This window comes from Streptomyces sp. NPDC057565, from assembly GCF_042801455.1.
In the GTDB taxonomy this organism is placed as follows: domain Bacteria; phylum Actinomycetota; class Actinomycetes; order Streptomycetales; family Streptomycetaceae; genus Streptomyces; species Streptomyces yanii.
In genome coordinates this window covers 12,057-37,471 of sequence record NZ_JBHVFU010000033.1, presented here as the reverse complement: position 1 = coordinate 37,471, position 25,415 = coordinate 12,057, and the positions used below count along the sequence as shown (strand labels likewise).

Sequence of the window (25,415 nt, the reverse complement as noted above, 5' to 3'; positions counted from 1 at the left end):
CTGCGCCCTCCGGTGGGAATCCGGCTCCACCAGCCCGTCCCGTACACACCCGTCGATGTGTACAGTTTGGGGCTATGGATGAGACGTATCCGCTGGTTCAGGCCCGCAACGAGCTCGGGCAGCTGGTCAACCGGGTCCGTCACGGCCACGAGACCATCGTGATCAGCGACTACGGCACCCCCGCCGCGGCCCTGATCCCCGTCGACGAGCTCGATGAGCTGCGCCGTCTGCGGGACGAGGCCGACATCGCCGACGCCGAGGGTCGCAAGGCCGCGGGCGGGCCGGTGGTGACACACGAGGCGTTCATGGCCGAGCTGGAGGCTGAGGACGGGCAGGCCGCCGCGTCGTGATGTACACCGTTGTGTGGCAGCACCAGGCCACCACCGAGTTCCGCCGTCTGCGCAAGCTCGACCCCCAAGGGGCCAAGGAGTGCGCCGCCGTCGTGCGTGCCCTGGCCGACGACCCCCGTCCGCCTGAGGCCCGCCAGCTGGGCGGCTCCGCCTACTGGCGGCTGCCGGTGGGCGACTGGCGCATCCTGTACGAGCCTGAGGACGAGATGATCACCGTGCTCGTACTGAAGGTCGGCCGCGTTCCCTCACTGACCTGATGACTCAGTTCGGCCTCGCCCCCCAGCTAAAAACCATCCCCGGCCAACGTTCGTCGGGCCACGGACGAGGCGACAGCGCACCGCTGCCGCAGGCCGTCCGCAGTCCCGCAGTCCCGCAGTCCCGCTCCAGAAGGCAGACCTCGCCCGTGTTTCAGGAAACCCCGATCTACAACCGCCTTGTCAGCGAACAAGGTGACATCCCTGCCCAGGTACGCGGTGAGGCCCAGCGAATACAGCGAGACCTGGAACGTGTCATGCCGCCCGGGAGCCAGCCTGTCACTGCCTGGCTGCAGCAGGGCGACGCTCCCCTACGGCAAGGCGGCTGAGGCCGTACGTGCGGAGCCGCTCGGCCGCGTTGCGTGACCGCCGCCCCTGGGGTCTACGGAGGCGTCTGGACTTCGGCGCGGACGGAGAGGGTGTGGACGCGGGCTCGTGACCGCGCCCGCACCCGAAACGGACCAGCGTCGGCCGGTCCGGGAGGAGGCGTCGTACCGCAGCACGATGCAGCTGCGCGCGCCCGTAGCGCCCCCAAGTCCTCGCCGTGCTGCAGGTACACCGTCACGGTGCGGGCAGCGGCCACCGGACCAGGGGTTGATACACCGTCACGGTGTGGGCAGTGTGCTCCTCCCACGACACCTGCGGGATCCGTCACCCGGTGCGTGCCGTCGGTGCGCACGATCCTGTGGGGGTGTTCAGCCGCAGTCGTTTCGGTTGATCTTCAGGGAGCGGTTCTGGTCGTTGAGGTTGTAGCCGCGCAGGTCGTGGATGGAGCCGCCACTGAGGGGCACGCAGACGCAGCGGCCGTTGTAATTCCGCGCCACCGTCGCTGAAGCGGCGCGCTCCCGGCCCGCTCGTCCTGCCCGTCGGACCTGCGCAGACCTGTGCCCAAACAGTGGGAGCGCGCAGGCCGTGCCGGCGACAAGCCTTCTTCCACCGCATCGTGCGACTGCGAATTCCGCACCCAAAAAGCTGTTCTGCGACTGAATCAGTTCTTTAAGGCGCGTCCATGACTGGTTAGCATGCCAAACACGCGCTCCATCTCCGAAATCCGCAAACCAATGTGGGGGTATGGCATGCCCAGATTCAGCGATCAAGAGCTCGGCATGGGACGCAAGATCACACGCCGTGACTTCCTGGACGGCGTGGCAGTCACTGCGGCCGGGGTGGCGGCCGCCACGGCCCTTCCGGGTGCCGCGCAAGCCGCGCCTGCCGCACACGGCCACGGCCAGCACAACCGGAACGCACCGTACCCGCCCACCCAGACCGGACTGAGAGGGCAGCAGCCGGGCGCCTACGACATCGCGCACGCCGTCCGCGACGGCGACTTCGAGGCGGGACTCATTACCGACACGCACGAGTCCTACGACCTGGTGGTGGTCGGTGGCGGCCTCAGCGGTCTCGCGGCGGCCTACCTCTACCGCAAACACGCAGGCCCCAGCGCCCGCGTTCTGGTCCTGGATGCCCTGGACGACTTCGGCGGGCATGCCCGGCGCAACGAGTTCCACGTCGGCCGCACCATGCTGCTGTCCAACGGTGGCACCGTCAACATCGACACTCCCAGCACCTGGTCGCGCGAGGCCCGGGATCTGCTGACCAAGGATCTCGGCGTCGACCTCAAGGCCCTTGCAGCCACGGTCAAGAGCGACGCCTACGCCCCCTACTCCCTGCGCAGCGCCACCCTGTTCACCGCCGAACGGTGGGGCAAGGACCATCTGGTGACCCGAGAACCGGGCGAATCCTGGGCGTCGTACGCGGCCAAGCTGCCGATGAGCGCGGCAAGCCGGTCGGCGCTGGTCCGCCTGAATACCACGACCGAGGACTTCTACCCCGGCCTGACCGACGCCCAGAAGAAGGAGATCCTTGCGCGCACTCCGTACGAGACCTACCTGCGGGAGAAGATCGGCCTGGACGACGACGCCCTGGAAATCGTCAAGCGCGGCACGAACGGCCTGTGGGGCGTCAACGTCGACCGGGTCGCTGCGGCCGACGCGTGGGCGACCGGGCAGCCGGGCTTCGGGGGACTCGGACTCACCAACGACCCGTGGCCGGGTGCCGGCTTCACGCCGTTGATGCAGCTGAAGGAAACAGAGGAAGACGGCAACTTCTACTTCCCCGAGGGCAACGCATCGATCGCCCGCCTGCTGATCAGCAAGCTCGTCCCGGACGCCTTCGACGTGCGCCGCCCCGACTGGCGGGAGATCGTCACCGCAAAGGCCGACTACAGCAGACTCGACGAACCCGGCAACCGAGTCCGCATCCGGCTGTCCAGCACGGCGTTCGAAGTACGCAATGACGGCCGGCACAGCGTGGTCGTCGCCTACTCGAAGGGCGGTCGCAGCTACCGGGTGAAGGCCAAGGGCGCTGTCATGGCCTGCTGGAACTCCGTTACCTCCTACCTCGTCCCCGAACTGCCCGACGAACAGGTGGCCGCGATGCGCTACGGCGTCAAGGTGCCTTTGGTGTATGCGCGGGTCGCGCTGAAGGACTGGCGGCCCTTCGCTGCGGCCCGGGTCTCCCGCGTCAGCACGCCTTCCGGCTTCTTCAGCAGCTTCGGCCTGCCGACGGTGACCGAGATCGGCGACTTCGCGATGCCGCACCGACCCGAACTGCCCACCGTGGTCTCCCTGTCGGCCACTCCCAATTCCCCCCGCCTAGTCTGCCGCGAGCAGCACAAGGCCGGCCGCCGACAGCTCATCAGGATGCGTTTCGAGGACTTCGAGCGTGAGATCCGCGACTCGATGGCCCGCTCCCTCGCCGATCACGGCTTCGACCCGGCCCGCGACATCACCGCCATCACCGTCAACCGGTGGGCGCACGGCTACGCCTACGAATACAACTCCCTCGACGACCCAGCCCTGTTCCTGCCTGAGTCAGAGCGGCCCTACGCGAAAGCCCGCAGGACCGTCGGTCGGATCGCCATCGCCAACTCCGATGCGCAGGCGTTCGGCTACACGCATGCCGCCTTCGATGCCGCGTACCGTGCGGTGGCCGATCTCGTCTGACCTACTGTCGTCTGTTCTCTGCGGCGGGTGAGGCGTTTCTTCCCGCCCGGCAGTGCCGGGCGGGAAGGGCCGGTCGCTCGTGGCAGTCACCGCGAAGACCAACCAGAGCAGAGCGGACAAGGGTCCGTCGGAGTGGATGCCGTCGGCGGAGTTCGCAAGGTGCACCCCCTATGCGGTGCCGGAGCCACCTGCATCGTCGGGCTCCCCACTCTTGCGCCGACGCGCCCACATGTCCTTCATTTCCTTCACGCACCGCAGCAGGTACCACCAAGCGAGTAGCCCAAGTGCCCCCCATGCGAAACGCTCTACGACATCCATCGGCTTGGAGACAACAGCCACAGGGGCACCAATGGCCGCTCCGACGGCGAGTATGACCAGCCTGAGGTCCACCAAGAGGCGCGACTTATTCCGCGGCATACTTCCTTCGCTTCCCGGCAGCCAGTCATTGAGCTGGTCCAATCAGATTGCTTGGCTTGCGCGACGGGTGGCCTCCTCAGCGCTGGGAGCGGTGAAGCCCCTGGCAGAAAGTTCGTCGACCAAGATCAACCGGCACCACCAGGAGCTTCGCGTGTTGGCCCAACTCACCGCGCCCAGTTCCGGGTCGGAAGAGGCTCAGGCCCCGCCGCCACCGAGCTCCGGGTGCGGGGAGCGGTCAATCCTGATCCGGCCGCCATAACCAACGGAGTGCATCCGGCAGTAGGACGCCTCCGTGGTTGGGGCTGTGCCCGCCCTCGCCCAGGACAAGGCGGAAGTCGTAGCCCGCTTCAGCGAGAGCGGCTGCCACGCGCAGGTTTTCTGCGAGCCAGTTGAACCTGGGTTCATTCCAGTGCAGGTCACGGTGGCCGGCTTGCATGAAGATGCGCAGTGGCTGGCGGGGAACGCGGGAGATGAGGGCTGGGTAGGGATTGCCCTCCGGTATCTGTGCGAAGCTCGAAAGATAGCCGATGACCCGGCGGAACTTGTCCGGGCGCAGCCACGCCACAGTGAAGGCGCAGTTGCCGCCGCTGCTCCCGTCGCAGATGCCCCACCGCTCGGGTGCTTGGGCGATGGCATAGCGCTCGGTGACCTGCGGAATGATCTCTGGATTTCCACCCACGCGCTTCACCTCGCCGCTTCAGCGCGAGGTTGGAAAAGGCTCACTGCCCGGGGTGGCGCCCGCGCAGGCGGTGCAGACGTCGGCGAGGCGCCAGAGCCGGCCGACGTGCGCAGCACATCTCACGGCAGCCGGTGCAGCAGCGTGGCGAGGAACACAGGGTCCGTCGACGTGAACTGCACCCGCTCCTTGCCCAGTTGGCGCTCCAGTGCGGTGATCTGGTGGCGCAGCTCCAGGATCTCGACGACCCTGTCCCGGTCGCTCTCCGGCAGCAAGCGCGGCATCGCGAATGCGTTCGTCACACCGAAGTGGACCAGGCGCAGCAGCGTGGCGGGTCATCGTGCCGCGCTGATCGCCAACCGTGCGAGGGCCCGGTGCGATCAGCCGCAGCTGGCATGCCCCGGACCCCGTTGACGGCTCTCACCAGGACGGATGAGTTTTCGGCAAGGGCAGCGTCGGCCTCGATCATGGGTCCGAGCTCCGGGAGGCGCCAGCCGCGGGCCGAGACGCGGGTCGGCCGGGCCGTGAGCAGTTCATTCCTTGCCCGCGAGGGTCTCACGCGTGCCTGGCCCAGACACATTCGCCGCCTACCCAGGTCGAGGTCACCGAGACGGAGGTGATCTCGTGCGGGTCCACTGTGGTCAGGTCTGTGTCGAGAACCACGAAGTCAGCGAGTTGCCCCGCTGTGAGTCGGCCCTTGACATGGCTCTCGCCTGTCGCGTGTGCAGACCCGTGGGTATAGACACCGAGCGCGTCAGTAACGCTCAGCCGTTGTTCCGGACCGAGTACGGTGCCATTGGCCGTCTGACGGGTCACCATGCTCTGAACCGCCAGCATCGGGTCGATCGGGATGATGGGGAAGTCCGAGGAACCTGCGACCGCGACGTCGGCATCGAGCATGGACCTGTGGGCGCAGGCCATGGCGGCGCGCTGCGTCCCGTAGAACCGCTCGATCGCGTCACCGAAGAGTGCGATGAACGCACCGAAGGGAACCGGCGTTGCACCGACTGCTTTGATCCGCTTGATCAGCTGCTCGTCGACGATGCTGCAGTGTTCGACCCTGTGGTTGGTTCTCGGCAGCGCCGAGGGGTGGTCCAGCGACTCGAGAGCATCCAGCACCTTGCTGATGGCGAGGTCTCCGTTGGCGTGCACGGCTGCCCGCGCACCGGCAGCGTGGATGGACCGGATCGCATCCCCGAGCTCGGCGTCGTCGAGCACCTGCAGGCCGTTCTCACGCCCGGTGGAGCTCGGATAGGGGTGCTGGCACAGGCACGTGCCGCCGGAGAGGGCGCCGTCCAGCATCAGCTTCACCCCGGCCAGTTGCAGTCGGTGGGCGTCGGGTTGCTCAGTGGGCCACGCCTTTGGGTCGAAGTAGGTGTGCCACAGCAGCATGCTCACGCGCGGGGTGAGCTGCCGGAGGTGGCGTGCCGCGGCATACATGTCCTTCTCCAGCGGCGTGACGATCGCGTCGCAGTAGGAGGTGATTCCGACTTGGTGCAGCTCGGTGTTGACCTCCCGCAGCGCGGCGACCTGCGCGGACTGCTCACCGCCTGAAGCGATCGACTCCCTGCCGATCCCTGGCAGCCAGGGATCCAGCCAGGCCCGTTCGTACATCCAGCCGTTGAGGTGTCCGTCAGCGTCGGCTCGCAGCTGCCCGCCGGGCGGCGCGTCTGCCTCCGCCCGATAGCCGATCCGCTCCAGGGCGGCGCTGTTGGCGACAGCCTGATGGAAGGTGTACTGGATGACGACGACGGGGTGCACGGCCGACACACGGTCGAGGAGGTTCCGGTCGACCGGCCCGGTCACGGCGTCCTCATGCAGCCCTTGCCCGACAACCCATTCTCCCGCCGGAACCAGCGCCGCCCGGGCCCGCAGCGCGGTCAGCACATCGTCCGCGGACCGCGCGGAGGAGACGTCCACCCGTACCCGCGCCAGTGCTGCCTGCGAGGTGTGGCAGTGAGCGTCGTTGAAGCCGGGCACCACGAGGGCGCCTTCGAGCTCCACGCGCTCGGCGTGGGGGAAGCGGGCGGACAGCTCGGCGCTCGACCCGGTCGCCACCACCCATGCGCCGCGGACCGCGAACGCCTCCGGCTGCGTGCCGTCGAGCGGTTCGATCCTGCGGGCGGTGAACACCCGCAGGGGCTGCTTGGTTTCCTTGTCGCCCGTCCATGCGGTCGGGAACATAGCGGCGCGAAAGATGTCGCTCATAGCGGTGAAACTCCTTGCGCTGGGACGTGGGTGGTCGGCGGCCTGGCCGGGTCAGGCCATGGCCTGCTGGGGGCCGACGACCTCGCGGTCCAGGGACGCTCGCGCAGCGCAGGAGATCGCGACAAGCGAGATCTCCGCTCCACCGACAAGCGCACTCATGCCCGACAACTCCAGGGTCTGGAACCGGACTTCGCGGGTCGTTGGTTCGTATGGCGTGACGACCCGGGGGTGTCCTGGGCCGGTGGCATGGCGTTGGGTGTGTCGATGAATGCCCGGTCGCCGCGGCCACGGTCCCAGCGTCAGCGCCTTGAAGTGACGGTGGCCTCCGTGGTGGAGAAGCGTCTGGGCGCTCTGCTCGTCGCTGCCGAGTTTCTGCGCTGGCTGGACGTGGCCGGAATCGTCGACGAGGTGTGTCCGGGCGGCGCGAGTGCCCGCCTGACGCACGGACAGGTGATCGAGGCGGCACTGCTCAACGACGCCGGTGGTGCGGGTCCCGCGGCTGCCGGCTGTTTCGGCCGGCGACCTGGAGTCAGTGCACGCTCTCCGTGCCCGGCCGGGGCATGAGATCGATACCGCTGTCCTCGGGCAGCGTCTCCTGGTAACCGGTGTACATGTGCTGGGTCGCCAAGTGGATCAGGCGCTCTTCGTCCCCGGCCCGGGCCGCGTCGAGCAGCGCACCGTGCTCGCTCACCATCAGCCGCACGTTGCCGGCGTCGTGGACGTAGGAGCGGGTGATGCGCCGGTTGACCGGATGGTCCCAGAGCGTGTCGATCATCCGGAGCAGCAGCGCGTTGCCGCACGGCTCGATCAGGGACATGTGGAAGGTACGGTTCAGCTCGAACTGGGCGGCGGCGTCGGAAGGATCGGCCGCCGCCATGTCCTCGATCACCGCGGTGAGCCGGGTCAGTTGAGCCTGGTTGTGGTTGCCGCATGCCAGCCGCAGGGCCAGGGTCTCCAGGGACTGCCGCACCTGGTAGACCTCGGCGATGTCGTTCGACTGCAGTGCGTTGACGAGGTATCCGCTCCCCGGCAGCCAGGTGACCAGGTTCTCGTGGGCGAGGCGGTTCAGCGCGTCGCGGACCGGCGTGCGCGAGACCCCGAGCCGCTCCGCCACCTGCTCCTGCACCAGGGGCGTGTCGGCCTCGAGGCCGCCCGACACGATCTCGTCGCGGAGGCGCTCGTAGACCCGGATGCCCAAGGGCCGCGTGTCCCTCGGCCCACTCCGCAAAGGCTGCACGTCTGATCTCCATCCCTGCCGGTTGGCTCTGCCTGAGATGACATCAGCCACGGCGGACAGAAAACCATCTCGCCGCCCCGTTGTCCTCCTCGGACACACTGTATACGGTGCATGTACCGCATCCGAAGGAGGCCGTTGTGTTTGTCCTGAACACCTGGTACGTCGCTGCGTGGTCCAAGGAGGTGACCGACAAGCCGGTGCGCCGGGTCATCTGCGAGCAGCCCGTCGTGCTGTACCGCACCCCGGCCGGTGAGGCGGTGGCCCTGGCCGACCGCTGCGCCCACCGCGCCTATCCGCTGTCGGCCGGCCGTACGGTCGGGGACTCCATCGAGTGCGGCTACCACGGTTTCGCGTACGGCCCTGACGGCGTCTGCACCCGCGTCCCCGCGCAGTCGGCCGTCCCCACGCGCGCCCGGGTGCGCCGCTACCCGGTCGTGGAGAAGGACGGCTGGATCTGGGTCTGGACCGGCGACGCCGAACTCGCCGACCTGAGCCTGGTCCCCGACACGCACTGGATGAACGACCCCGAGTGGGCGACGGTCACCCACACCATGCTCTTCGAGTGCCGGCACGACCTCATCCACGACAACCTGCTCGACCTGACCCACGAGTCGTTCCTGCACCAGTCGACCGTCGGCGACGACTACATCTACGAGCACGGCATCACCGTCGAGGTGGACGGCCGGGTCGTGACCGTCGACCGGCTCATGCCCGGCGTCGAGGCGCCGCCGCTGTACGCGCGGACCATGGGCACCGAAGGGCTGTACGACCGGTTCCACGCCACCGAGTTCCATGTCCCGACTTACCACGTGCTGCACTCCGGGATCACCGAGCAGGGGCGCCCGCGTGAGGAGGGCCACCTCATCAAGGTGCTCAACGGGATCACGCCCGTCGACGAGAAGACCACCTGGTACTACTACGCGTTCAGCCGGAACTTCGCCGTCGACGCAGAGTGGGCCACCCGGGAGCTGGAGGTCGGGCTCGAAACCGTGCTGCGCGAGGACGCCGACGCCCTCAGGGACCAGGAGATCGGGATGCGGGAGCGCCCCGGTACCGAGCACGACGTGCTCATCGGCCATGACGCCGGGGTGGCCAAGGCCCGTCGTATCCTCACCCAGTTGCTGGCGGTGGAGGCCGTCGGCGCACCCCCGGCGAGCCGGACCACCGGGACGTCGCCGGCCGTCGCCGCGGCGAGAGGCTGACGACGATGGCGCGCCTGCACGGCATCGACCTCGACGCGTCAGGGCGTCAGGTCGGGTCCATCCACCTGACGCACTCGGACAACCGCCACGACAACGGCGTCATTCCGGTCCCCGTCGCCGTGCTCTCCGGAGGGCCGGGACCGACGGCCCTTCTCGTCGCGGGGACACATGGCGACGAGTACGAAGGGCAGGTGGTCCTGCACCGCCTGCTGCGGGAGACCGACCCGGCACAGGTGGCCGGCCGGATCATCGTCCTGCCGGCGCTGAACCTGCCGGCGGTACGGGACGCCGCCCGGGTCTCGCCCCTCGACGGACAGAACCTCAACCGCTCCTACCCGGGCAACCCCCGCGGCGGACCCACCGAGCAGATCGCCCATTTCCTCACTGCGGAGCTGTTGCCGCGCGCCGATCTGGCGATGGACCTGCACTCCGGCGGATCGAGCTCCCATTACGTACCGTCGGCGTTCGTCTACGAGGGCCCGGACCCCGAGGGGTGGGCGGCCAAGTGCCGGCTGACGGAGCAACTGGGACTGCCGTGGTCGGTCGCCGTCCCCGAGCGGTTCGAGCCGGGCTCGTTCTCGACCGCGGCCGACGACGCCGGCGTCGCGATGATCTCCACCGAGCTCGGCGGCGGGGGCGAGGTCACTCCGGCGATCGTCGCCGCCGCGGTGCACGGGCTGCGCCGGGTGCTGGCGGGCGCGGGCATCCTCGAAGCCTCCCCGGACACCCCGTCCGCACCGCGGACCCGCTGGATCGGCCTCCTTGCCGACGGCGCCGTCCACACCCCCGTCCGGGGCCTGTTCGAGCCCATCGCGCACGTCGCCGACGAGGTCAAGCAGGGTGACCTGCTCGGCCGGGTCCACCCGGTCGAGGAGCTGGACCGGCCCTGCGTCCCGGTTGTCGCGCACCGCGACGGCGTCGTCGCCATTGTCCGCCGCCCCCCACTGGTCGACCTCGGCGACTGCCTTTACCACCTGGCCGCCGACCACCCGATCGGTATCTGACCATCCACCTCCCCGATCGGCATGTGGCTTTCCACCACTCCGACCGATGTCTGACCCCCCACGGCTTCAGCTGACGCACCGCCCACTTCGTTCCGTCCCTGTCCGAAAGGCCCGTCCCTGTGCGCCACCCGATCCGACTTCCCGCCCTTGTGGCCGGCCTCGCCCTGGCCGTCACCGCCTGCACCAACGCATCGGCAGGGGCAGGTACTTCAGCACCCCAGGCCGCTCCCGCCTCGGCGACCGGCGGTTCGCCCGCCACCAAGGGAGCAGTCGACGCCGCGGCCGCGGCGCTGCTCCCCGCCGCCATCAAGTCCAAGGGCGTGCTCGCCGTGGCGAGTGACGCGTCCTACCGGCCGTTCGAGTACTTCGACACGGACAACCGGACGATGATCGGCTTCGACATCGACCTGACCGACGCCCTCGGCGCCAAGCTCGGCCTCAAGGTGCGCCACGTCAACGCGGGCTTCGACAGCATCCTGCCCGGCCTCGCTGCCAAGAAGTACGACATCGGCGCCTCCGCGTTCTCGGTCACCCCGGAGCGGTCCAAGACCGTCGACTTCGTGCCCTACCTCAATGGCGGGTCCGGCCTCGCGGCCAAGACGGGCAACCCGCTGGGGTTGAAGATGGACCCGATGTCCCTGTGCGGACACACCATCGCGGCCCAGAAGGGCGCCATCCAGGGGCTCGACCAACTGCCGACGATCTCCAAGATCTGCACGGACGCGGGCAAGCCCGCGGTCAAGATCGAGCTGTTCCCCTCGCAGGACGGCGCCAACCTCGCGGTGGTCAGCGGCCGCGTCGACGCGGTCATGGCCGACACCGTGTCGCTCGGTATGCAGGCCAAGGCGTCCAACGGGCAGTTCGAGCTCGTACCCGGCCCCGACTACGAGCCCGCCCCCACCGGTATTGCGGTGCCGAAGGGCTCTGCGCTCAAGGCGGCCCTGGAGGCGGCCATGAAAACCGCGCTGACCGACGGCACGGTGGAATCACTCATGAAGAAGTGGAACCTCCCCGCCAGCACGTCCCTCAAGCCCAGGAGCTGACATGGCCACGATCCCAACGCCCCTCGCCGGGGCGGCCAAGTCGGTGCCGTCAGCGGAACTGACCGTCCTTCCGAAGCGGCACCCGGGCCGGTGGGTGACGGCAGTCGTGCTGCTGCTCATCGGCGCGGCAGGGCTGCGGTCGGTGTTCACCAACCCCCGCTTCGGCTGGGACGTCGTCAACACCTATCTGCGCGACGTGTCGATCGGCAGCGGCCTCGCCATCACTCTGGAACTCACCGCCATCTGCATGGCGGTCGGCGTCCTGCTGGGAATCGTCCTCGCGGTGATGCGGCTGTCGGTGAACCCAGTCGTGCGGTCCGCCGCCTTCCTGTACGTCTCGTTCTTCCGCGGCACACCGGTGCTGGTGCAGCTGCTGTTCTGGTACAACCTGGCGGCGCTGTATCCGACGCTCACGTTCGGCATCCCGGGCGTGGCCCTGGACGCCAACCGGCTCATCACACCGCTGTTCGCGGCCATCCTGGGCCTGGGCCTGAACGAGGCGGCGTACATGTCCGAGATCGTGCGGGCCGGCATCCTGTCCGTCGACCACGGGCAGGGCGAGGCGGCCGGAGCGCTGGGGCTGACCCGGATGCAGACGATGCGCCGGGTGATCCTGCCGCAGGCGATGCGGGTCATCGTCCCGCCGACGGGCAACGAGACGATCGGCATGCTCAAGACCACAGCCCTGGTCAGCGTGCTGGCCGTACCCGACCTGCTCTACTCCGCGCAGATCCTCTACTCGCGCAACTTCCAGACGATCCCGCTGCTCATCGTGGCGAGCATCTGGTACATGGTCGTGACGACCGTCCTGACTGTGGGGCAGTTCTACATCGAGCGCCGGTACGCCCGCGGCAACCGCACCCTTCCGCCCACCCCGCTGCAGCGGCTGCGGGAGTTGCTGCGCACGCACGCACCGATCGCCACCGGGAGGACCTCATGACGGCCGACGACGTCTCCACGGGCACGACGCCCACCGCCCTGGCCGGTGACCCGGCTCCGGCTCCGATGGTGCGGGCCGAGCAGGTCCGCAAACACTTCGGCAGGCTGGAGGTGCTCAAGGGCGTCGACCTGGAGGTCGCTCCGGGCGAGGTCGTCTGCCTCATCGGCCCCTCGGGCTCCGGCAAGAGCACGTTTCTGCGCTGCATCAACCACCTGGAGACCATCGACGGCGGCCGGATGTGGGTGGACGGGCAGATCGTGGGCTATCAGCAGCGCGGGACCAGGCTGCACGAACTCGGCGACAAGGAGATCTGCCGCCGACGCACCGAGATCGGCATGGTGTTCCAGCACTTCAACCTGTTTCCGCACATGACCGTGCTGCAGAACCTCACCGAGGCGCCCCGGCTGGCGTTGAAGGAGCCCAAGGTGGCGGTCACCGAACGGGCCATGGGCCTGCTGAAGCAGGTGGGCCTGCAGGACAAGGCGCACGCCTACCCGCGCCACCTCTCCGGTGGCCAGCAGCAGCGCGTGGCCATCGCGCGGGCCCTGTGCATGAGGCCCAAGCTGATGCTCTTCGACGAGCCGACCTCGGCCCTGGACCCCGAACTCGTGGGCGACGTACTGAAGGTGATGCGGGACCTCGCCGAATCCGGCATGACCATGATCGTGGTCACCCATGAGATGGGATTCGCCCGCGAGGTCGCCGACCGCGTCGCGTTCTTCGACGCGGGCCAGGTCGTGGAGACCGGCCCGGCCCGCCAGATCATCACCGACCCGCGGCACGCCCGGACCAAGGCCTTCCTGACGGCGGTCCGGTGAACACCGGTACCACGGCCCGCCGGGACGCCCCGACCCACCCGTGCGAGACGAGGGAAGGCACCAGATGAGGCTGCTGCTACGCGCCAACACCCACCGGCGGATCGACGGCGGCTGCCGGGAGGTCGCCGCCTCGCCGGACACCCCGGGCCGCGAACGATGGCTGTGGCAGGTCCGGCTGCTCGACGCCGCGCACGGCCCGTCGCACGTTCCCCTGCCCCGGGCCCACCGCGTCACCGAGTCCCTCGCCCCGGGCGTGACCCTGGAGGTCGCGGCCGAGCCCGGGACGGTCAGCCCGACCGTGGAGGTCGTCGGTCTCGGTGCCCCGTCGGCGGTCGCCCGCGAGCGGGACGAGATCGTCGTCCTGCTCGCCTGCGGCGGACAGGTACTGGTGGAGGACCGGCACCTGCTCGCCGACGAGGACGCGTTGGTGCTGGCGGGCGACGACCCGCTCGGCGTGAGCGTGCTGAGCCCATCGGGCTCACGCTCGCTGGTCGCGGTGGTCCGGCTGCGCCCGGCCGACGGCCGGGTCATGGCCTGGGTTCCGTGAGCAGTCGGCGGACCGCACGGATCAGTAATGGAAAGCAGAGGTGACTACGGTGTACGGCGTGCACGAGGAGCAGCGACTGCGGCTGCGGGTGAAAGCGCTGGAATGGGAGGCCGAGGGCGTGGTCTCCGTGCATCTGCGGCGGCCCGACGGCGGCGAACTGCCGGCCTGGGCGCCGGGGGCCCACCTGGACCTGCACCTGACCGGCGGCATCGTTCGGCAGTACTCCCTGAACGGGGCATCCGCCGACCGGTCCACCTGGCGGGTCTCCGTCCTGCTGGAACCCGCTTCGCGCGGCGGCTCGCGGGCGGTGCACGAGAACCTGCGCGCGGGGGATCAGGTCGACGTCGTCGGGCCGCGCAACAACTTCCCGCTCGTCGACTGTGCGGAGTACCTCTTCATCGCCGGCGGCATCGGGATCACACCGATCCTGCCGATGCTCGCGCGGGCCTCGGCCTCCGGAGCCCGCTGGTCACTGCTGTACGGCGGGCGCTCGCGGTCGAGCATGGCCTTCCTCCCGGAACTGGCCCGGCACGGCGAGCGGGTGCTCGTGCGCCCGCAGGACGAGCACGGACTCCTCGACCTGGACTCCTTCCTCGGCGCGCCGCGGGAGAACACGACGGTGTACTGCTGCGGGCCGGAGCCGCTGCTGGCCGCTGTCGAGCGGCTCTGCGCGGCATGGCCCACGGGCACGCTGCACCTGGAGCGGTTCGCCGCCAGGCCGCAGATGCCTGCGGACCCCGACGCCGAGCAGCCGTTCGAGGTGGTGTTGCACCGCACCGGACGCACCGTCACGGTGCCCGCGGGCAAGGCGGTCCTGGAGGCGCTGGAGGACAACGGGATCGAACCGCCGAACTCCTGCCGGGAGGGCATCTGCGGGACGTGTGAGACCAAGGTCCTCGAAGGGATTCCCGACCACCGGGACAGCCTGCTGTCACCGGAGGAGCGGACCGCGAACGACACGATGATGATCTGCGTAGGCCGCGCCCTGTGCCCCCGCCTCGTCCTGGACCTGTGAGCGGACACCCGACCCGGACCGAAAACGCGCCTTTACCAGCAATTCCTGCACAAACTCGAGGACGTCAACCTGGTCGGTGACATCTACGTGGTCATCGACGACCTGTCCTCACACAACAGCGTCTCGACGCGCACCTGGCTGGAGGACCACCCCCTCATCCGGCATGTGCTCATCCCGGTCGGCGTCTGCTGGCACCGGCGCACCGGGGATCTATTCATCCGGCGGTGCCTGTGCGTGTGTGCGTGTGCCTACGCCCCGGTGATCCGTCGGAACAGTTCCTCTCTGACCTGGGCCGCCGCCACCGCCTCCGCGCCGCGCAGTACCGCGTCCGGGCCGAGGGTGGACGCGGTGACTTCCGGGACACGGGGGCCGAGCGCCCCGAGGGCGGTGCGTAGTGGTGGCAGGAGGTCGGGGTGGCCGGCCAGGTCGCCGCCGAGGACGATGAGGGCGGGGTCGAGGACGGCGTCGATGCCGGCCAGGGCCTGGGCGAGGGCTGCTGCGTGCGCCTGGACGATCTCGGTGCAGGTCTGGTCGCCGCGGGCGGCTGCTTCGAAGACGGTTGCCGGGGGGGTGTCGGCGGGCAGCCCGTGGGCGGTGAGGCGGGCGGTGAACGCGGTCGGGCCGAGGGCGAGTTGGAGCGGTCCCAGTTCGCGCTCGCGCGGGCCGTGCGGGTGGATGCCGGCCATCGGCATGCGGGAGACCTCGCCGGCGGCGCCGCGGGCACCGCGGTGCAGTTCGCCGTGCATGACGATGCCCATGCCGATGCCCTGGCTGACGTGGAGGTAGACGAAGTCGTCGAGGCCGCGGGCGGCGCCCTGCGCGCGTTCGCCGAGGGCGGCGAGGTTCACGTCGTTCTCGACGGTGACGGCCGCGTCCTGTCCCAGGTCCATGCGGATCGCGTCGATGGCTTCCTGGTCGAAGTGAGGCAGGGGCGAGGGGAGGTCGCGGCGGACGCGGCCGTCGCCGTCGACGATGGTGGGGACCGAGATCACCGTGTGCCAGATGCGGTCGCGGGTAGCGCCGGCGCGGGCCAGCGCGCGGTTCGCCAGTGCCTGGACCTGGATCTCCAGGGGGGCGCCCGCAGGCAGTGCCTCGGCGGGTGCCTGGGCCAGGGCGAGGCGTTCGCCGCGCATGGTGTGCAGGGTCAGGCGCAGGTCGCTCGGGGTGACGACGAGTGCCGCGTACAGGCCGCCGTCCTGCGGTTCGATGCCGTAGAGCAGAGCGGCCGGGCCCTTGCGCGAGGTGTCCTGACCGGTGCGGGCGGCGAGCCCGGACTGCTCCAGGCTGGCGACGGCGCGGCCGACGGTGGGCAGTGCGAGCCCGGTGCGCTCGGCGAGCTCCACGCGCGTGAGGGGACCGGCGTCGAGGAGGTGGGCAGCGACCGACCACTCGTTGAGGGAGCGCAGGACCGGGGCGGCACCGAAGGGCATCGGGGAGGGCGAGCCGGGCAGGCTCGGCGAGGTCGACGGCATGGCCTCATCGTACGGTGTCGGAGCTTTCTCTAACAGGAAGTTAATACTCGGAGTGCAGCAAGTATTGACCGGACACCTGCACCGCTCTAATTTTGCGTCACCTTCTCGAACGAACTGTTAGTGAAGGAAGGTCCATGCGATCCCCTGACCGTTCGTTCGTGTCCTCCTTCGTTCACCTCTGTCCCGGCCCTGGAGGCCCCATGCCCCCTCTCGGCAGGCGCGCCCTGCTGTCCGCTGCCGCGGCGACCGCGGCCGGCGGGCTGCTGACGGCGTGCGGCAGCCCGCCCGGCCGCTCCCGGCGGCTGCTCACCGTGATCGCGGAGACCGGCTCGCTGCTGACGCGGAACTTCAGCCCGTTCGTGCCCAACGCCCGCTGGGCCGCCCAATACGTGCTCCACGAGCCCCTCATGGTCTGGAACATGGCCAAGGGCCGCCTGGAGCCGCAGCTCGCGACGGGCTACCGCTGGTCGGACCGCAACCACACCCTGACACTCGCCATGCGGCAGGGCGTGCGGTGGTCGGACGGGCGGCCGTTCACCGCCCACGACGCCGCCTTCACGCTCGAACTCATCCGCAGGACAAAGGGGTTGATCGGGCGGGCGGCGCCCGCGCTCACCGACGTCGACACGATCACCGCGCCCGACGACGGCACCCTGCGCATCACGTTGAAGCGGGTCAACACCCCGTCCCTGCACGACCTGGTGGGGCAGGCGATCGTGCCCCAGCACGTGTGGGGCGAGATCGACGACCCGCTGCGGTTCGCCAACCCGAACCCCGTCGGCACCGGCCCGTTCAAGGTCACACAGTTCCGGCCGCAGGGCTACGAGATGCACCGCAACCCGCTGTACTGGCAGAAGATCCACATACCGGGGCTGCAGCTGTCGGGCTGGTCGGGCAACGACCAGATCAACAACGCGACCGTGAGCGGTGCCGTCGACTGGGGGGCACTGATACCGAACCCCGACAAGACCTTCGTACGGCGCGATCCCGAGCACTTCGGCTACTGGTGGCCGCACGCCACCGACGTGCAGATCTTCTTCAACACCACGATGGCTCCGTTCGACGACCCGGCCGTGCGCCGCGCGCTCGCACCCGCCTTCGACCGCAAGCGGATGGTGGACATCGCGGTGTGGGGCAAGAGCGTGCCCGCGAACGCGGTGGGTCTGCCCGATGGCGCGTACCCCGGCTGGTTCGAGAAGGAGACGCTGCACCGCGAGGACAAGCTCACCGCGTACGACCCGAAGGCCGCCGAACTCGCCCTGGAAAAAGCCGGATTGAAGCGCAAGGGCGGGGGCGGGACGCGCGTCGGGAAGGACGGCAAGGCCGTCCGGCTCGACATTGTCGTGCCCGCCGGCTGGACCGACTTCGTGTCCGTGGCGCGGATCGCCGCCGACAACCTCAGGACCGTCGGCATCGATGCGACCATGCGCACGACGAGCTTCGACAGCTGGTCGCAGGATGTGTACGGAGGCTCGTTCCAGGCCTGCATCAGTGCGGGCGAGTGGGGCGCGACGCCGTACAACTACTTCCGCGCGATGATGTCGAAGGCGACGAAGGCCCCCAAGGGGCAGGCGGCGACGCTCAACTTCCACCGGCTCGCCGACCCCGCCTCGGACGACCTGCTCGCCCGCTGGGCAGCCGTGTCCGACCAGGCCGAACAGAAGGACCTGGCACGCCAACTGGCATCGCGTTTCACCGAGTTGATGCCAGCCGTGCCGCTTTACGAGCAGCCGGAGTGGGGCGCGTACAACACGCAGCGATACACCGGTTTCCCGACGAAGGAGAACCCGTACGCGGCGCTGCGCCCGGTCTCCCGATTCCCGAGCACCTTCCTGGTCTTCCCTCATCTGAGGACGGCGTGATGGCCTATCTTCTGCGCAGGGCGCTGTTCTATCTGCTGGCCGCCGCGGCCGCCGTCGTACTGAACTTCCTGCTGCCGCGGCTGATGCCGGGCGACCCGGCGACCGCCATGTTCGCCAGCTTCAAGGACCACCTCTCGCCCTCCGACATCGACGCGATGCGCGAGGCGTACGGGCTCAGCGGCGGGTCATTGTGGTCCCAATTCACCGAATATCTGGGGCACTTGTTCCAAGGCGATCTCGGGACATCGCTGTCGCAGTTCCCGACGCCGGTCACGAGTGTGATCGGCGACGGGCTCGGCTGGTCGGTGCTGCTCGGCACGACCGTCGTCGTGCTCGGCTTCGCGATCGGCGCCGGGCTCGGGACGCTGTCGGCGTGGCGGCAGGGCAGCCGCTTCGACTCGGTCGTGCCGCCGCTGACCATGCTGGTGGGCGCGTTCCCGTACTTCTTCCTTGCGCTCGTCGCCGTCTACCTGCTGTCGGTGAAGTGGCCGCTGCTGCCGCTTGGCCAGGCGTACGGGCTCGATGCGGACCCCGGTTGGAACGTGTGGTTCGCCGGCTCCGTCGCCCAGCACCTGATCCTGCCCGCCGGGACCGTCGTGCTCGTCTCGATCGGCGGCTGGCTGCTGACCATGCGCAACACCATGATCGGTGTCCTCGACGAGGACTACCTGACGATGGCCCACGCGAAGGGGCTCACCCAGCGCCGCGTGATGGGCGCCTACGCCGCCCGCAACGCGATCCTGCCGACCGTCACCACCCTCGGCATGGCCATCGGCGCCGTCTTCAGCGGCCAGTTGCTCACCGAGGTCGTCTTCTCCTACCCCGGCGTCGGCCACCAGCTCTACCAGGCCGTCACCACCCACGACTATCCGCTGATGCAGGCCCTGTTCCTGATCATCACGCTCTCGCTGATGCTGGTGAACCTGCTGGTCGACGCGGTGTACGTGCTGCTCGACCCGCGGGTGCGGTCCGGCGCCGCCGCGTGAACCCCACCCGTACCAAAGGAGGTACGTCCATGAACACCCTCGTCACCAAGGTCGGCAAGACCGCCGGGTTCGACCGGCGTGCCACGGCGGGCGCCTGTGTCCTGCTGCTGCTCGTCCTGGTCGCGCTGGCCGCTCCGCTGCTCGCGCCCGACGGGCCGACCGCCACGGACGTGAGGCTGCTTGCCGCGCCCTCCGGCGACCACTTGTTCGGCACGGACGGGCAGGGGCAGGACGTGTTCGCCCAGTTCGTGTGGGGCGCCCGGTCGTCGCTGCTGATGGCGGCCGTCGTCGGCACCGGCACCACCGTGCTCGCCGTCGCCGTCGGCATCTTCTCCGCGTATGTGCGCGGCATGGGCGACGAGCTGATCAGCCTGCTTGTGAACGTCGTCCTGACGATCCCCGGCCTGCCGCTCATCATCGTGCTCGCGGCGTTCCTGCCGCCGGGCACCGGCACGATCATGCTTGTCCTGACCGTCACTGGCTGGGCGTACGGCGCCCGCGTCATCCGCTCGCAGGCCCTGACGCTGCGCGAGCGGGACTTCGTGGCCGCGTCGACGGTCGTCGGCGAACGGCCGCTGCGTACCGTGTTCGTGGAGATCCTGCCCAACATGTGGTCGGTGATCGCCGCGTTCTTCTTCGGCCAGGTCGTCTTCGCCCTGACCGCCGGCTCGGCCCTGGAGTTCCTCGGCCTCGGCGACGCCGGGACCGCCTCGTGGGGGACGATGCTGTACTGGGCGCAGAACGACTCGGCGCTGCTGCAGGGTGCCTGGTGGACGTTCACCGTCCCGGGTCTGGCCATCGCCGCCACCGCGGGCGGCCTCACGCTCGTGAACTTCGCGATCGACCGCGCCGCCCATCCCCGGCTGCGCGCCCGCTCCCGCATCCGCCGCGTGGCGGGTGCGCCGACCCCGGTCGTGCGATGCGCGATAATGCCGATGAACTGCTGCTCGATGTCAGGGACTTGAGCGTCGCGTACGAGTCCGGGGGTGGGCTCGTCACGGCTGTGGACCGGGTCTCGTTCACCTTGCGTCCCGGGGAGATCCTGGGGCTCGCCGGCGAGTCCGGCTGCGGCAAGTCGACGATCGCGCTCGCCCTGCCGAGGCTGCTGCGCTCGCCCGCCGTGATAACGGGCGGGCAGGTGGTCTTCGACGGGACGGACCTGCTGGGCGTGGACGACACGGCGATCCGCGCCGTGCGCTGGCGCGACATCGCGCTCGTCTTCCAGAACGCGATGAACGCCCTCAACCCGGTGCTGCGGCTGTCCGCACAGCTGGTGGACGTGATTCGGCACCACGACAAGGTGAGCGCGGAGCAGGCCAGGGAGCGGGCCGGCGAGCTGCTCGACCTCGTCGGGATCGGCCGGGACCGGCTGCGCGCGTACCCGCACCAGCTGTCGGGCGGTATGCGGCAGCGCGCGGCCATCGCCATCGCGCTGGCGCTGCGGCCCCGGCTGGTCATCCTGGACGAGCCCACGACCGCGCTCGACGTGGTTGTGCAGCGCGAGATCCTGGATGAACTCAAGGGTCTTCAAGGTGAGTTGGGGTTCGCCGTGCTCTTTGTCAGCCATGACCTGGAGCTGCTCGCCGAGTTCACCGACCGGATCGCGATCATGTATGCAGGACGACTCGTGGAGGCGGCGCCCTCGCTGCCGCTGCTCGACGGCGCCGCCCACCCCTACACCCGCGGCCTGCTCGCCGCCGCGCCCGATCTGCACGGCCGACGCTCCGTGAGCCGCACCGCCCTGCCCGGCACACCGCCCGACCTGTCGGCGCCGCCGCCGGGCTGCCGGTTCGCCGAACGGTGCGAGAAAGCGATGGACGTGTGCCGCTGGGACGAGCCGCCGCTGCTGCCGCTGAACGGCGCGGACCCTACCCATGTGACGGCATGTCACCTCTATTCACAAGATTCCCAGGAGGTGCACGCGTGATGGCCGCTCCCTCTCAACCCCTACTGTCCGTCGAGCACTTGAGTCGTACGTTCCGTCAGGGCGGGTCGCTCCCGTTCACGCACTCCCGCGGCACCGAGGTGCGGGCCGTGCGGGACGTCTCCTTCGACCTGCACCGGGGCGAGACCCTCGCGCTGGTCGGCGAGTCGGGGTGCGGCAAGTCGACGACGGCCCGGATGATCGCGCGGCTGACGAAGCCGACCGCCGGGACGATCAGCCTGGGCGGCGCGAGCGACGTACCGGAGCGGGAGTACCGCTCGCGGGTGCAGATGGTGTTCCAGGACCCGTTCGGCTCGCTGAACCCGGCCCACACCGTGCGCCATCACCTCGTACGGCCGCTGCTGCTGCACAGGCGGGCCACACGCGGCGAACTCGACGTCAAAGCCGGTGAGTTGATGGATCTGGTAGGTCTGTCCCGGTCGCTCTTCGACCGGCATCCGCACGAACTGTCCGGCGGCCAGCGCCAACGCGTCGCCATCGCCCGGGCGTTCGCAGTCGAACCGGAGGTCGTCGTGGCTGACGAACCGGTATCCATGCTCGACGTGTCGCTGCGGCTCGGCGTACTCGAACTGATGGAGCAGCTGCGCACCGAACGCGGCACCGCGTTCCTCTACATCACCCACGACATCGCGAGCGCCCGGCACCTGGGCGCCCGCATCCTCGTGATGTACGCCGGCCAGGTCGTGGAGTCGGGACCCGCCGGGCGCGTCGTGGACCGGCCCGCGCACCCGTACACGGACCTGCTGGTCGGCTCGGTGCCCGACCCGCGCCGCGCCACAGCTCCCGTCAAGCGGGCCCGCGCCGGGACCGCGACCACGGGCTGCCCGTTCGCCGCGAGGTGCCCGCTGGCCGTGGACAAGTGCCGCACCGAGGAGCCCGCGGTCACCGAGGTCGCCGACGGACGGTGGAGCCGTTGCCACCGGGCGGCGGACCAGTACGCGGCTGCCAGAAAGGTCAGCGCGGCATGAGCGAGGCACTGATGCGGGTCGGGGTGTGCGGACGGAAGTTCCCCGGCGTCGAACGACTGGGCCCCGAGGGGGTGTTGGCGGCAACGGCCCGGCTCGGGCGCGCGGGCGTGTTCTTCCGCACCCTCACCGACATGAGCCCGGACCTGGACGCCGGATACCTGGCCGAGCTGCGGGCGCGGGCTGACGCCGACGGGCTGTACCTGGAGGCCGGGCTCGGCAAAGTCAACCCGTACAACATCTCCGAGGAGACCTCTGTACGCGACCTCGGCGACGGCGACCATCTGCTCGGGATGACCCGGATGATCGAGGCCGCGGCGGCGATCGGCATCACCGAGCTGTGGGCCGACACGGCCAACTACCAGCGGCACAGCTGGGGGCTGCACGCCGTCGACCGGTTCCGCACCGATGTCATCTGGGACGAGCAACTTGCCGCCATCGAGCGGTACTTGAAACGCCTGGCACCCGTGCTGCGGGCCAACGGCTGCCGGATCAACCTGGAGACCCACGAGGAGATCACCACCCACGAGGTGGTGGCGCTCGTGGAGGCCGTCGGCCCGGACGCCGTCGGCATCACGCTCGACCTCGCCAACGTCGTCGTGCGCGGCGAGGCCCCGGTGGCCGCGGCCCGCCGAGTCGCCCCCTACACCCACCAGACCCACATGCGCGACATCGTCCTCGCCTTCACGGACGAGGGCATGGAACGGCAGATCCGGGCGTGTGGCGACGGGGTGATCGACTTCGCGGCCGTACTCGACGTCCTGGCCCAGCACCGGGACGGCCGGGGCCCGTTGAACCTGACCATCGAGAACACGATGGCCCGCGACTGGAACGGCATCCCGCTGCATGACCCGCGCTGGCAGGCCGCCCACCCCCAGCTCCCGATGTCCGACGTCCTCGAACTCGTCCGGCTGTGCGATCTGTCCGAGGAACGCATGCGAGCCGGCACGGCGCCCGGCCTCGACGACTACTACCCCGAACCGCCCAGCGAGGACTGGGCCCTGGACTTCATCTGCCGGTCGGCCGACCACCTGACCGCCGTCCAGACCGCAGCATCCGCAGAACCCGCAGAATCCGCCCAGAAGGAGATATCTTGACCAGCCGCACCGCCCCCACCCCCCGCCCGCTCCAGGTCATCGTCGTCGCCGCCCACCCGGACGAGCCCGAAGAGTACGCGGGCGGCCTCGCCGCCGCGTACGCCGAGGCCGGACACCACGTCAAGTTCCTCACCCTGACCAACGGTTCGGCCGGGCACGCCACACTCGGCGCCGCCGAACTCGTAGCCCGCCGCGCCCGCGAGGCCCATCTGGCCGCCGAGCGGCTCGGCGTCGCCGAGTACGAGATCTACGACGACGTCGACGACGGCTCCCTCGTGCCGACGCTCGACCTGCGCATGCGCGTCATCCGCTCGGTGCGGCGCTGGCGGGCCGATGTCGTCGTCGGTTTCCACCCCGATGGCGGCGGCCACCCCGACAACCGGGCGGCCGGCCGTATCCTCGCTGACGCGCTGCATTTCACCGAGTTGAACAATGTGCTGCCAGCTGTGCCGACGCTGTCGGCGGCTCCGCTGTACCTGCTGATGCCGGACTACGCCACCACGCATGTGCACCGGCACGACATTGCTGTCGATCTCGCACCGGTCCTGGAGCGCAAACTGCGCGGCTGCGATGCGCACGCCAGTCAGTTCTACGAGTTCTCCTCCCACGGTCAGGACCGCACGGTGCCGCCCGCCGACGACTGGGCGGGGCGCCGCGCCTACCTGCTGGAGCACTGGCGGCCGTGGTTCGAGGCGAGTGAGGATATGCGCGATGCGCTTGCTGTGCGCTACGGGAAGAAGCAGGCGGCGCAGGTGATGTACGCCGAGTCGTTCCAACTGGCGCCAGGACGACGGGTGTTCACCCCTGATGAGTTGGCGGCGTTGCTGCCGCCGGTCGCCGCGTGACGGAACAGGCCCCCGCCCCTGCTCCCGTCCCTGGTCTGGTGCCCCGGCCCGCGTATGCCGTGTGGACCGGAGGAACCGGAGCCCGGCCCGCTTCGGTGTACGGGGAGGGCGCGCAGGCGGCGGCCCGGCTGCTCGGGCTCGAGACCGGCGGGCGCGGCACTCAGAGGCGCGGCCGCATCGAACTGCGGCTGGAGGAGAGCGGCGGCGCGTGTCTTGAGGCATACCGGCTGGTCTCCGCCACCGACGGGGTGACCATCACCGCTGCCGGGCGGGCCGGGCTGCTGCACGGGGTGCGTACGCTCGCACAGCTGGGCGCGGCGCCGCCGCTCGGGGAGATCGTGGACGCGCCGCGGTACGCGTACCGCGGCGGGATGCTGGATGTGGCCCGGCACTTCTTCGGCGTACCTGAAGTGCTGGACTACGTCGACCTGTTGGCCGCGTACAAGTTCAATCACCTGCATCTGCACCTGACGGACGACCAGGGGTGGCGCATCGCTGTGGGTGCACTGCCGCGGCTCGCCGAGGTGGGCGGGGCGGGCGGGTACTACAGCGCCGAGGACTACCGGCGGATCGTCTCGTACGCCGGGGAGCGGCACATCACGGTCGTGCCCGAGGTCGATCTGCCGGGGCACACGAACGCCGCGCTGGCGGCGTACCCGGAGCTGGCCGTGCCGGGCGAGACCAGTCAACTGCCCTACGTGGAACGGGAGGTGGGGCGCAGCCGCGTCGACACCGACTCGGAGCGTGTCTTCGCGTTCGTCGACACCGTGGTGCGGGAACTGGCCGCCCTGACCCCGGGGCCGCTGCTCCACGTGGGCGGCGACGAGGCCCTGCGGATCGGTGCCGCCGACTACGCGCGGTTCATGACGCGAGTGGGCGGCATCGTGCGCGCCCACGGCAAACAGCCCATGGCCTGGGACGAGGCCGCGCTCGCCGGGCCTGCGACCGTCGACGTGGTCCAGGTGTGGCGGCCGCGCCGGCACACCGGCCCCCCGGTCGACGAGGCCGTGCGGGCTGCCGCGCGGGGCGGGGCCCGGCTGGTGATGTCGCCGGCCGACCGCACCTACCTGGACATGAAGTACGACGCCGACACACCGCTCGGCACGGACTGGGCCGGGACGGTGGGGTTGCGCGACGCGTACGACTGGGACCCGGCCGCGTATCTGCCCGGCCTGCCGGGCGGTGCGGTCGTCGGGGTGGAGGCGCCCTTGTGGACGGAGACCATCGCCGATGCCGCCGGCCTGCAGCGGATGCTGCTGCCCCGGCTGCCCGCCATCGCCGAGGTCGCCTGGTCGCCCCAACAGGTCCGTGACTGGGACGACTTCGCACGGCGGATCACCGCTCACGGCAGGCTGTGGACCGCGGACAGGCTGGCATGGACCGCAGCGGACGGCGTGGACTGGGCCGCCGGGAGCGGGGCGGCGTGAGGGGCGCGGTTCGGGGGGGACACGTTCCCTCCCCGTTCCCCGTGAGCAGGGACCCGGCAGACTGAACAACGCAATGGGCGTGCTGCGGAAGTGGCAGTGC

At 69.8% G+C, this 25,415-nt stretch carries 24 protein-coding genes and 1 pseudogene; 20 read left to right on the top strand and 5 right to left on the bottom strand.

The window, feature by feature from the left end; all coding sequences use genetic code 11:
- The first annotated feature begins 74 nt into the window (after window positions 1-74).
- The 4 genes and pseudogenes from ACFU8W_RS35355 to ACFU8W_RS35340 all read left to right on the top strand — a co-directional run.
- Entirely contained in the window at window positions 75-350 is a 276-nt protein-coding gene (locus tag ACFU8W_RS35355; RefSeq protein WP_345509593.1) for a type II toxin-antitoxin system prevent-host-death family antitoxin, read from the top strand.
- On the top strand, window positions 350-607 hold the full coding sequence (locus ACFU8W_RS35350; protein WP_384046421.1) for a type II toxin-antitoxin system RelE/ParE family toxin: 258 nt from the start codon (window positions 350-352) through the stop codon (window positions 605-607). Before ACFU8W_RS35355 ends, ACFU8W_RS35350 begins: the two co-directional genes overlap by 1 nt.
- Before the next feature lie 1,073 nt (window positions 608-1,680).
- Window positions 1,681-3,609, top strand: coding sequence for an NAD(P)-binding protein (locus ACFU8W_RS35345; RefSeq protein WP_384046266.1), 1,929 nt, complete (start codon window positions 1,681-1,683; stop codon window positions 3,607-3,609).
- A gap of 61 nt (window positions 3,610-3,670) precedes the next feature.
- Window positions 3,671-3,775: pseudogene (locus ACFU8W_RS35340) on the top strand (HNH endonuclease); the annotation flags it as partial.
- A 486-nt stretch (window positions 3,776-4,261) separates the two neighbouring features.
- Here ACFU8W_RS35340 and ACFU8W_RS35335 read toward each other — a convergent pair.
- The 3 genes from ACFU8W_RS35335 to ACFU8W_RS35325 all read right to left on the bottom strand — a co-directional run bounded on the left by ACFU8W_RS35335 (window position 4,262) and on the right by ACFU8W_RS35325 (window position 6,910).
- Window positions 4,262-4,705, bottom strand: coding sequence for an alpha/beta hydrolase (locus ACFU8W_RS35335; protein ID WP_384046263.1), 444 nt, complete (start codon window positions 4,703-4,705; stop codon window positions 4,262-4,264).
- A 119-nt stretch (window positions 4,706-4,824) separates the two neighbouring features.
- Window positions 4,825-4,986 carry a hypothetical protein gene (locus tag ACFU8W_RS35330; RefSeq protein WP_384046259.1) on the bottom strand — a complete coding sequence of 54 codons (162 nt, stop codon included), beginning with the start codon at window positions 4,984-4,986 and terminating at the stop codon, window positions 4,825-4,827.
- 271 nt (window positions 4,987-5,257) lie between these two features.
- Window positions 5,258-6,910 carry an amidohydrolase gene (locus ACFU8W_RS35325; protein ID WP_384046257.1) on the bottom strand — a complete coding sequence of 551 codons (1,653 nt, stop codon included), beginning with the start codon at window positions 6,908-6,910 and terminating at the stop codon, window positions 5,258-5,260.
- 327 nt (window positions 6,911-7,237) lie between these two features.
- On the opposite strand from ACFU8W_RS35325, the gene ACFU8W_RS35320 reads away from it, so the two are divergent.
- A complete protein-coding gene (locus tag ACFU8W_RS35320) occupies window positions 7,238-7,474 on the top strand; it encodes a hypothetical protein (protein ID WP_384046254.1) in 237 nt (78 codons plus the stop codon).
- Here ACFU8W_RS35320 and ACFU8W_RS35315 read toward each other — a convergent pair.
- Window positions 7,440-8,108, bottom strand: coding sequence for a GntR family transcriptional regulator (locus ACFU8W_RS35315; RefSeq protein ID WP_384046251.1), 669 nt, complete (start codon window positions 8,106-8,108; stop codon window positions 7,440-7,442). The genes ACFU8W_RS35320 and ACFU8W_RS35315 overlap by 35 nt on opposite strands.
- 176 nt (window positions 8,109-8,284) lie before the next feature.
- Here ACFU8W_RS35315 and ACFU8W_RS35310 point away from each other — a divergent pair, with 176 nt between their 5' ends.
- From ACFU8W_RS35310 to ACFU8W_RS35280, 7 genes are all read left to right on the top strand, one after another.
- Window positions 8,285-9,349, top strand: a complete 1,065-nt coding sequence (locus ACFU8W_RS35310) for a Rieske 2Fe-2S domain-containing protein (RefSeq protein ID WP_384046247.1) — start codon at window positions 8,285-8,287, stop codon at window positions 9,347-9,349.
- Between the two features lie 5 nt (window positions 9,350-9,354).
- Window positions 9,355-10,353 (top strand): succinylglutamate desuccinylase/aspartoacylase family protein, encoded by a 999-nt coding sequence (locus ACFU8W_RS35305; RefSeq protein WP_384046244.1) that lies wholly within the window; start codon window positions 9,355-9,357, stop codon window positions 10,351-10,353.
- Between the two features lie 119 nt (window positions 10,354-10,472).
- Entirely contained in the window at window positions 10,473-11,396 is a 924-nt protein-coding gene (locus ACFU8W_RS35300; RefSeq protein WP_384046241.1) for an ABC transporter substrate-binding protein, read from the top strand.
- A gap of 1 nt (window position 11,397) precedes the next feature.
- The gene (locus ACFU8W_RS35295; protein ID WP_384046238.1) at window positions 11,398-12,336 is read left to right on the top strand and encodes an amino acid ABC transporter permease; all 939 of its coding nucleotides are present in this window, start codon (window positions 11,398-11,400) and stop codon (window positions 12,334-12,336) included.
- Between the two features lie 65 nt (window positions 12,337-12,401).
- Window positions 12,402-13,154, top strand: coding sequence for an amino acid ABC transporter ATP-binding protein (locus ACFU8W_RS35290; protein ID WP_384046416.1), 753 nt, complete (start codon window positions 12,402-12,404; stop codon window positions 13,152-13,154).
- A gap of 64 nt (window positions 13,155-13,218) precedes the next feature.
- Complete coding sequence (locus ACFU8W_RS35285; RefSeq protein ID WP_384046235.1) at window positions 13,219-13,701, top strand: hypothetical protein; 483 nt, start codon at window positions 13,219-13,221, stop codon at window positions 13,699-13,701.
- Between the two features lie 40 nt (window positions 13,702-13,741).
- Window positions 13,742-14,716 (top strand): PDR/VanB family oxidoreductase, encoded by a 975-nt coding sequence (locus ACFU8W_RS35280; RefSeq protein WP_384046232.1) that lies wholly within the window; start codon window positions 13,742-13,744, stop codon window positions 14,714-14,716.
- A 248-nt stretch (window positions 14,717-14,964) separates the two neighbouring features.
- Here ACFU8W_RS35280 and ACFU8W_RS35275 read toward each other — a convergent pair whose 3' ends face one another.
- Complete coding sequence (locus ACFU8W_RS35275) at window positions 14,965-16,188, bottom strand: ROK family transcriptional regulator (protein ID WP_384046229.1); 1,224 nt, start codon at window positions 16,186-16,188, stop codon at window positions 14,965-14,967.
- 200 nt (window positions 16,189-16,388) lie between these two features.
- Here ACFU8W_RS35275 and ACFU8W_RS35270 point away from each other — a divergent pair, with 200 nt between their 5' ends.
- From ACFU8W_RS35270 to ACFU8W_RS35235, 8 genes are read left to right on the top strand one after another with little or no spacing between them, the layout of a single operon-like run.
- Window positions 16,389-18,050 carry an ABC transporter substrate-binding protein gene (locus ACFU8W_RS35270; protein WP_384046226.1) on the top strand — a complete coding sequence of 554 codons (1,662 nt, stop codon included), beginning with the start codon at window positions 16,389-16,391 and terminating at the stop codon, window positions 18,048-18,050.
- Entirely contained in the window at window positions 18,050-19,036 is a 987-nt protein-coding gene (locus ACFU8W_RS35265) for an ABC transporter permease (RefSeq protein WP_384046222.1), read from the top strand. The genes ACFU8W_RS35270 and ACFU8W_RS35265 overlap by 1 nt, the downstream gene beginning before the upstream one ends.
- A gap of 29 nt (window positions 19,037-19,065) precedes the next feature.
- Window positions 19,066-20,001: an ABC transporter permease gene (locus ACFU8W_RS35260; protein WP_384046220.1), complete on the top strand. Its 936-nt coding sequence runs from the start codon at window positions 19,066-19,068 to the stop codon at window positions 19,999-20,001.
- Window positions 19,956-20,963, top strand: a complete 1,008-nt coding sequence (locus ACFU8W_RS35255; protein ID WP_384046217.1) for an ABC transporter ATP-binding protein — start codon at window positions 19,956-19,958, stop codon at window positions 20,961-20,963. Before ACFU8W_RS35260 ends, ACFU8W_RS35255 begins: the two co-directional genes overlap by 46 nt.
- Window positions 20,963-21,949 (top strand): ABC transporter ATP-binding protein, encoded by a 987-nt coding sequence (locus ACFU8W_RS35250; RefSeq protein ID WP_384046213.1) that lies wholly within the window; start codon window positions 20,963-20,965, stop codon window positions 21,947-21,949. Before ACFU8W_RS35255 ends, ACFU8W_RS35250 begins: the two co-directional genes overlap by 1 nt.
- The gene (locus tag ACFU8W_RS35245; protein WP_384046210.1) at window positions 21,946-23,043 is read left to right on the top strand and encodes a sugar phosphate isomerase/epimerase family protein; all 1,098 of its coding nucleotides are present in this window, start codon (window positions 21,946-21,948) and stop codon (window positions 23,041-23,043) included. The genes ACFU8W_RS35250 and ACFU8W_RS35245 overlap by 4 nt, the downstream gene beginning before the upstream one ends.
- The gene (locus ACFU8W_RS35240; protein WP_384046207.1) at window positions 23,040-23,888 is read left to right on the top strand and encodes a PIG-L deacetylase family protein; all 849 of its coding nucleotides are present in this window, start codon (window positions 23,040-23,042) and stop codon (window positions 23,886-23,888) included. The genes ACFU8W_RS35245 and ACFU8W_RS35240 overlap by 4 nt, the downstream gene beginning before the upstream one ends.
- A complete protein-coding gene (locus tag ACFU8W_RS35235) occupies window positions 23,885-25,315 on the top strand; it encodes a family 20 glycosylhydrolase (protein ID WP_384046204.1) in 1,431 nt (476 codons plus the stop codon). Before ACFU8W_RS35240 ends, ACFU8W_RS35235 begins: the two co-directional genes overlap by 4 nt.
- Window positions 25,316-25,415 lie beyond the last annotated feature (100 nt).

Coding starts and splice junctions, on each gene's coding strand:
- ACFU8W_RS35355 (WP_345509593.1), top strand. CDS start 75: ATGGATGAGACGTATCCGCTGGTTCAGGCCCGCAACGAGCTCGGGCAG.
- ACFU8W_RS35350 (WP_384046421.1), top strand. CDS start 350: ATGTACACCGTTGTGTGGCAGCACCAGGCCACCACCGAGTTCCGCCGT.
- ACFU8W_RS35345 (WP_384046266.1), top strand. CDS start 1,681: ATGCCCAGATTCAGCGATCAAGAGCTCGGCATGGGACGCAAGATCACA.
- ACFU8W_RS35330 (WP_384046259.1), bottom strand. CDS start 4,986: ATGCCGCGCTTGCTGCCGGAGAGCGACCGGGACAGGGTCGTCGAGATC.
- ACFU8W_RS35325 (WP_384046257.1), bottom strand. CDS start 6,910: ATGAGCGACATCTTTCGCGCCGCTATGTTCCCGACCGCATGGACGGGC.
- ACFU8W_RS35305 (WP_384046244.1), top strand. CDS start 9,355: ATGGCGCGCCTGCACGGCATCGACCTCGACGCGTCAGGGCGTCAGGTC.
- ACFU8W_RS35295 (WP_384046238.1), top strand. CDS start 11,398: ATGGCCACGATCCCAACGCCCCTCGCCGGGGCGGCCAAGTCGGTGCCG.
- ACFU8W_RS35290 (WP_384046416.1), top strand. CDS start 12,402: ATGGTGCGGGCCGAGCAGGTCCGCAAACACTTCGGCAGGCTGGAGGTG.
- ACFU8W_RS35285 (WP_384046235.1), top strand. CDS start 13,219: ATGAGGCTGCTGCTACGCGCCAACACCCACCGGCGGATCGACGGCGGC.
- ACFU8W_RS35275 (WP_384046229.1), bottom strand. CDS start 16,188: ATGCCGTCGACCTCGCCGAGCCTGCCCGGCTCGCCCTCCCCGATGCCC.
- ACFU8W_RS35270 (WP_384046226.1), top strand. CDS start 16,389: ATGCCCCCTCTCGGCAGGCGCGCCCTGCTGTCCGCTGCCGCGGCGACC.
- ACFU8W_RS35265 (WP_384046222.1), top strand. CDS start 18,050: ATGGCCTATCTTCTGCGCAGGGCGCTGTTCTATCTGCTGGCCGCCGCG.
- ACFU8W_RS35260 (WP_384046220.1), top strand. CDS start 19,066: ATGAACACCCTCGTCACCAAGGTCGGCAAGACCGCCGGGTTCGACCGG.
- ACFU8W_RS35255 (WP_384046217.1), top strand. CDS start 19,956: ATGCGCGATAATGCCGATGAACTGCTGCTCGATGTCAGGGACTTGAGC.
- ACFU8W_RS35250 (WP_384046213.1), top strand. CDS start 20,963: ATGGCCGCTCCCTCTCAACCCCTACTGTCCGTCGAGCACTTGAGTCGT.
- ACFU8W_RS35245 (WP_384046210.1), top strand. CDS start 21,946: ATGAGCGAGGCACTGATGCGGGTCGGGGTGTGCGGACGGAAGTTCCCC.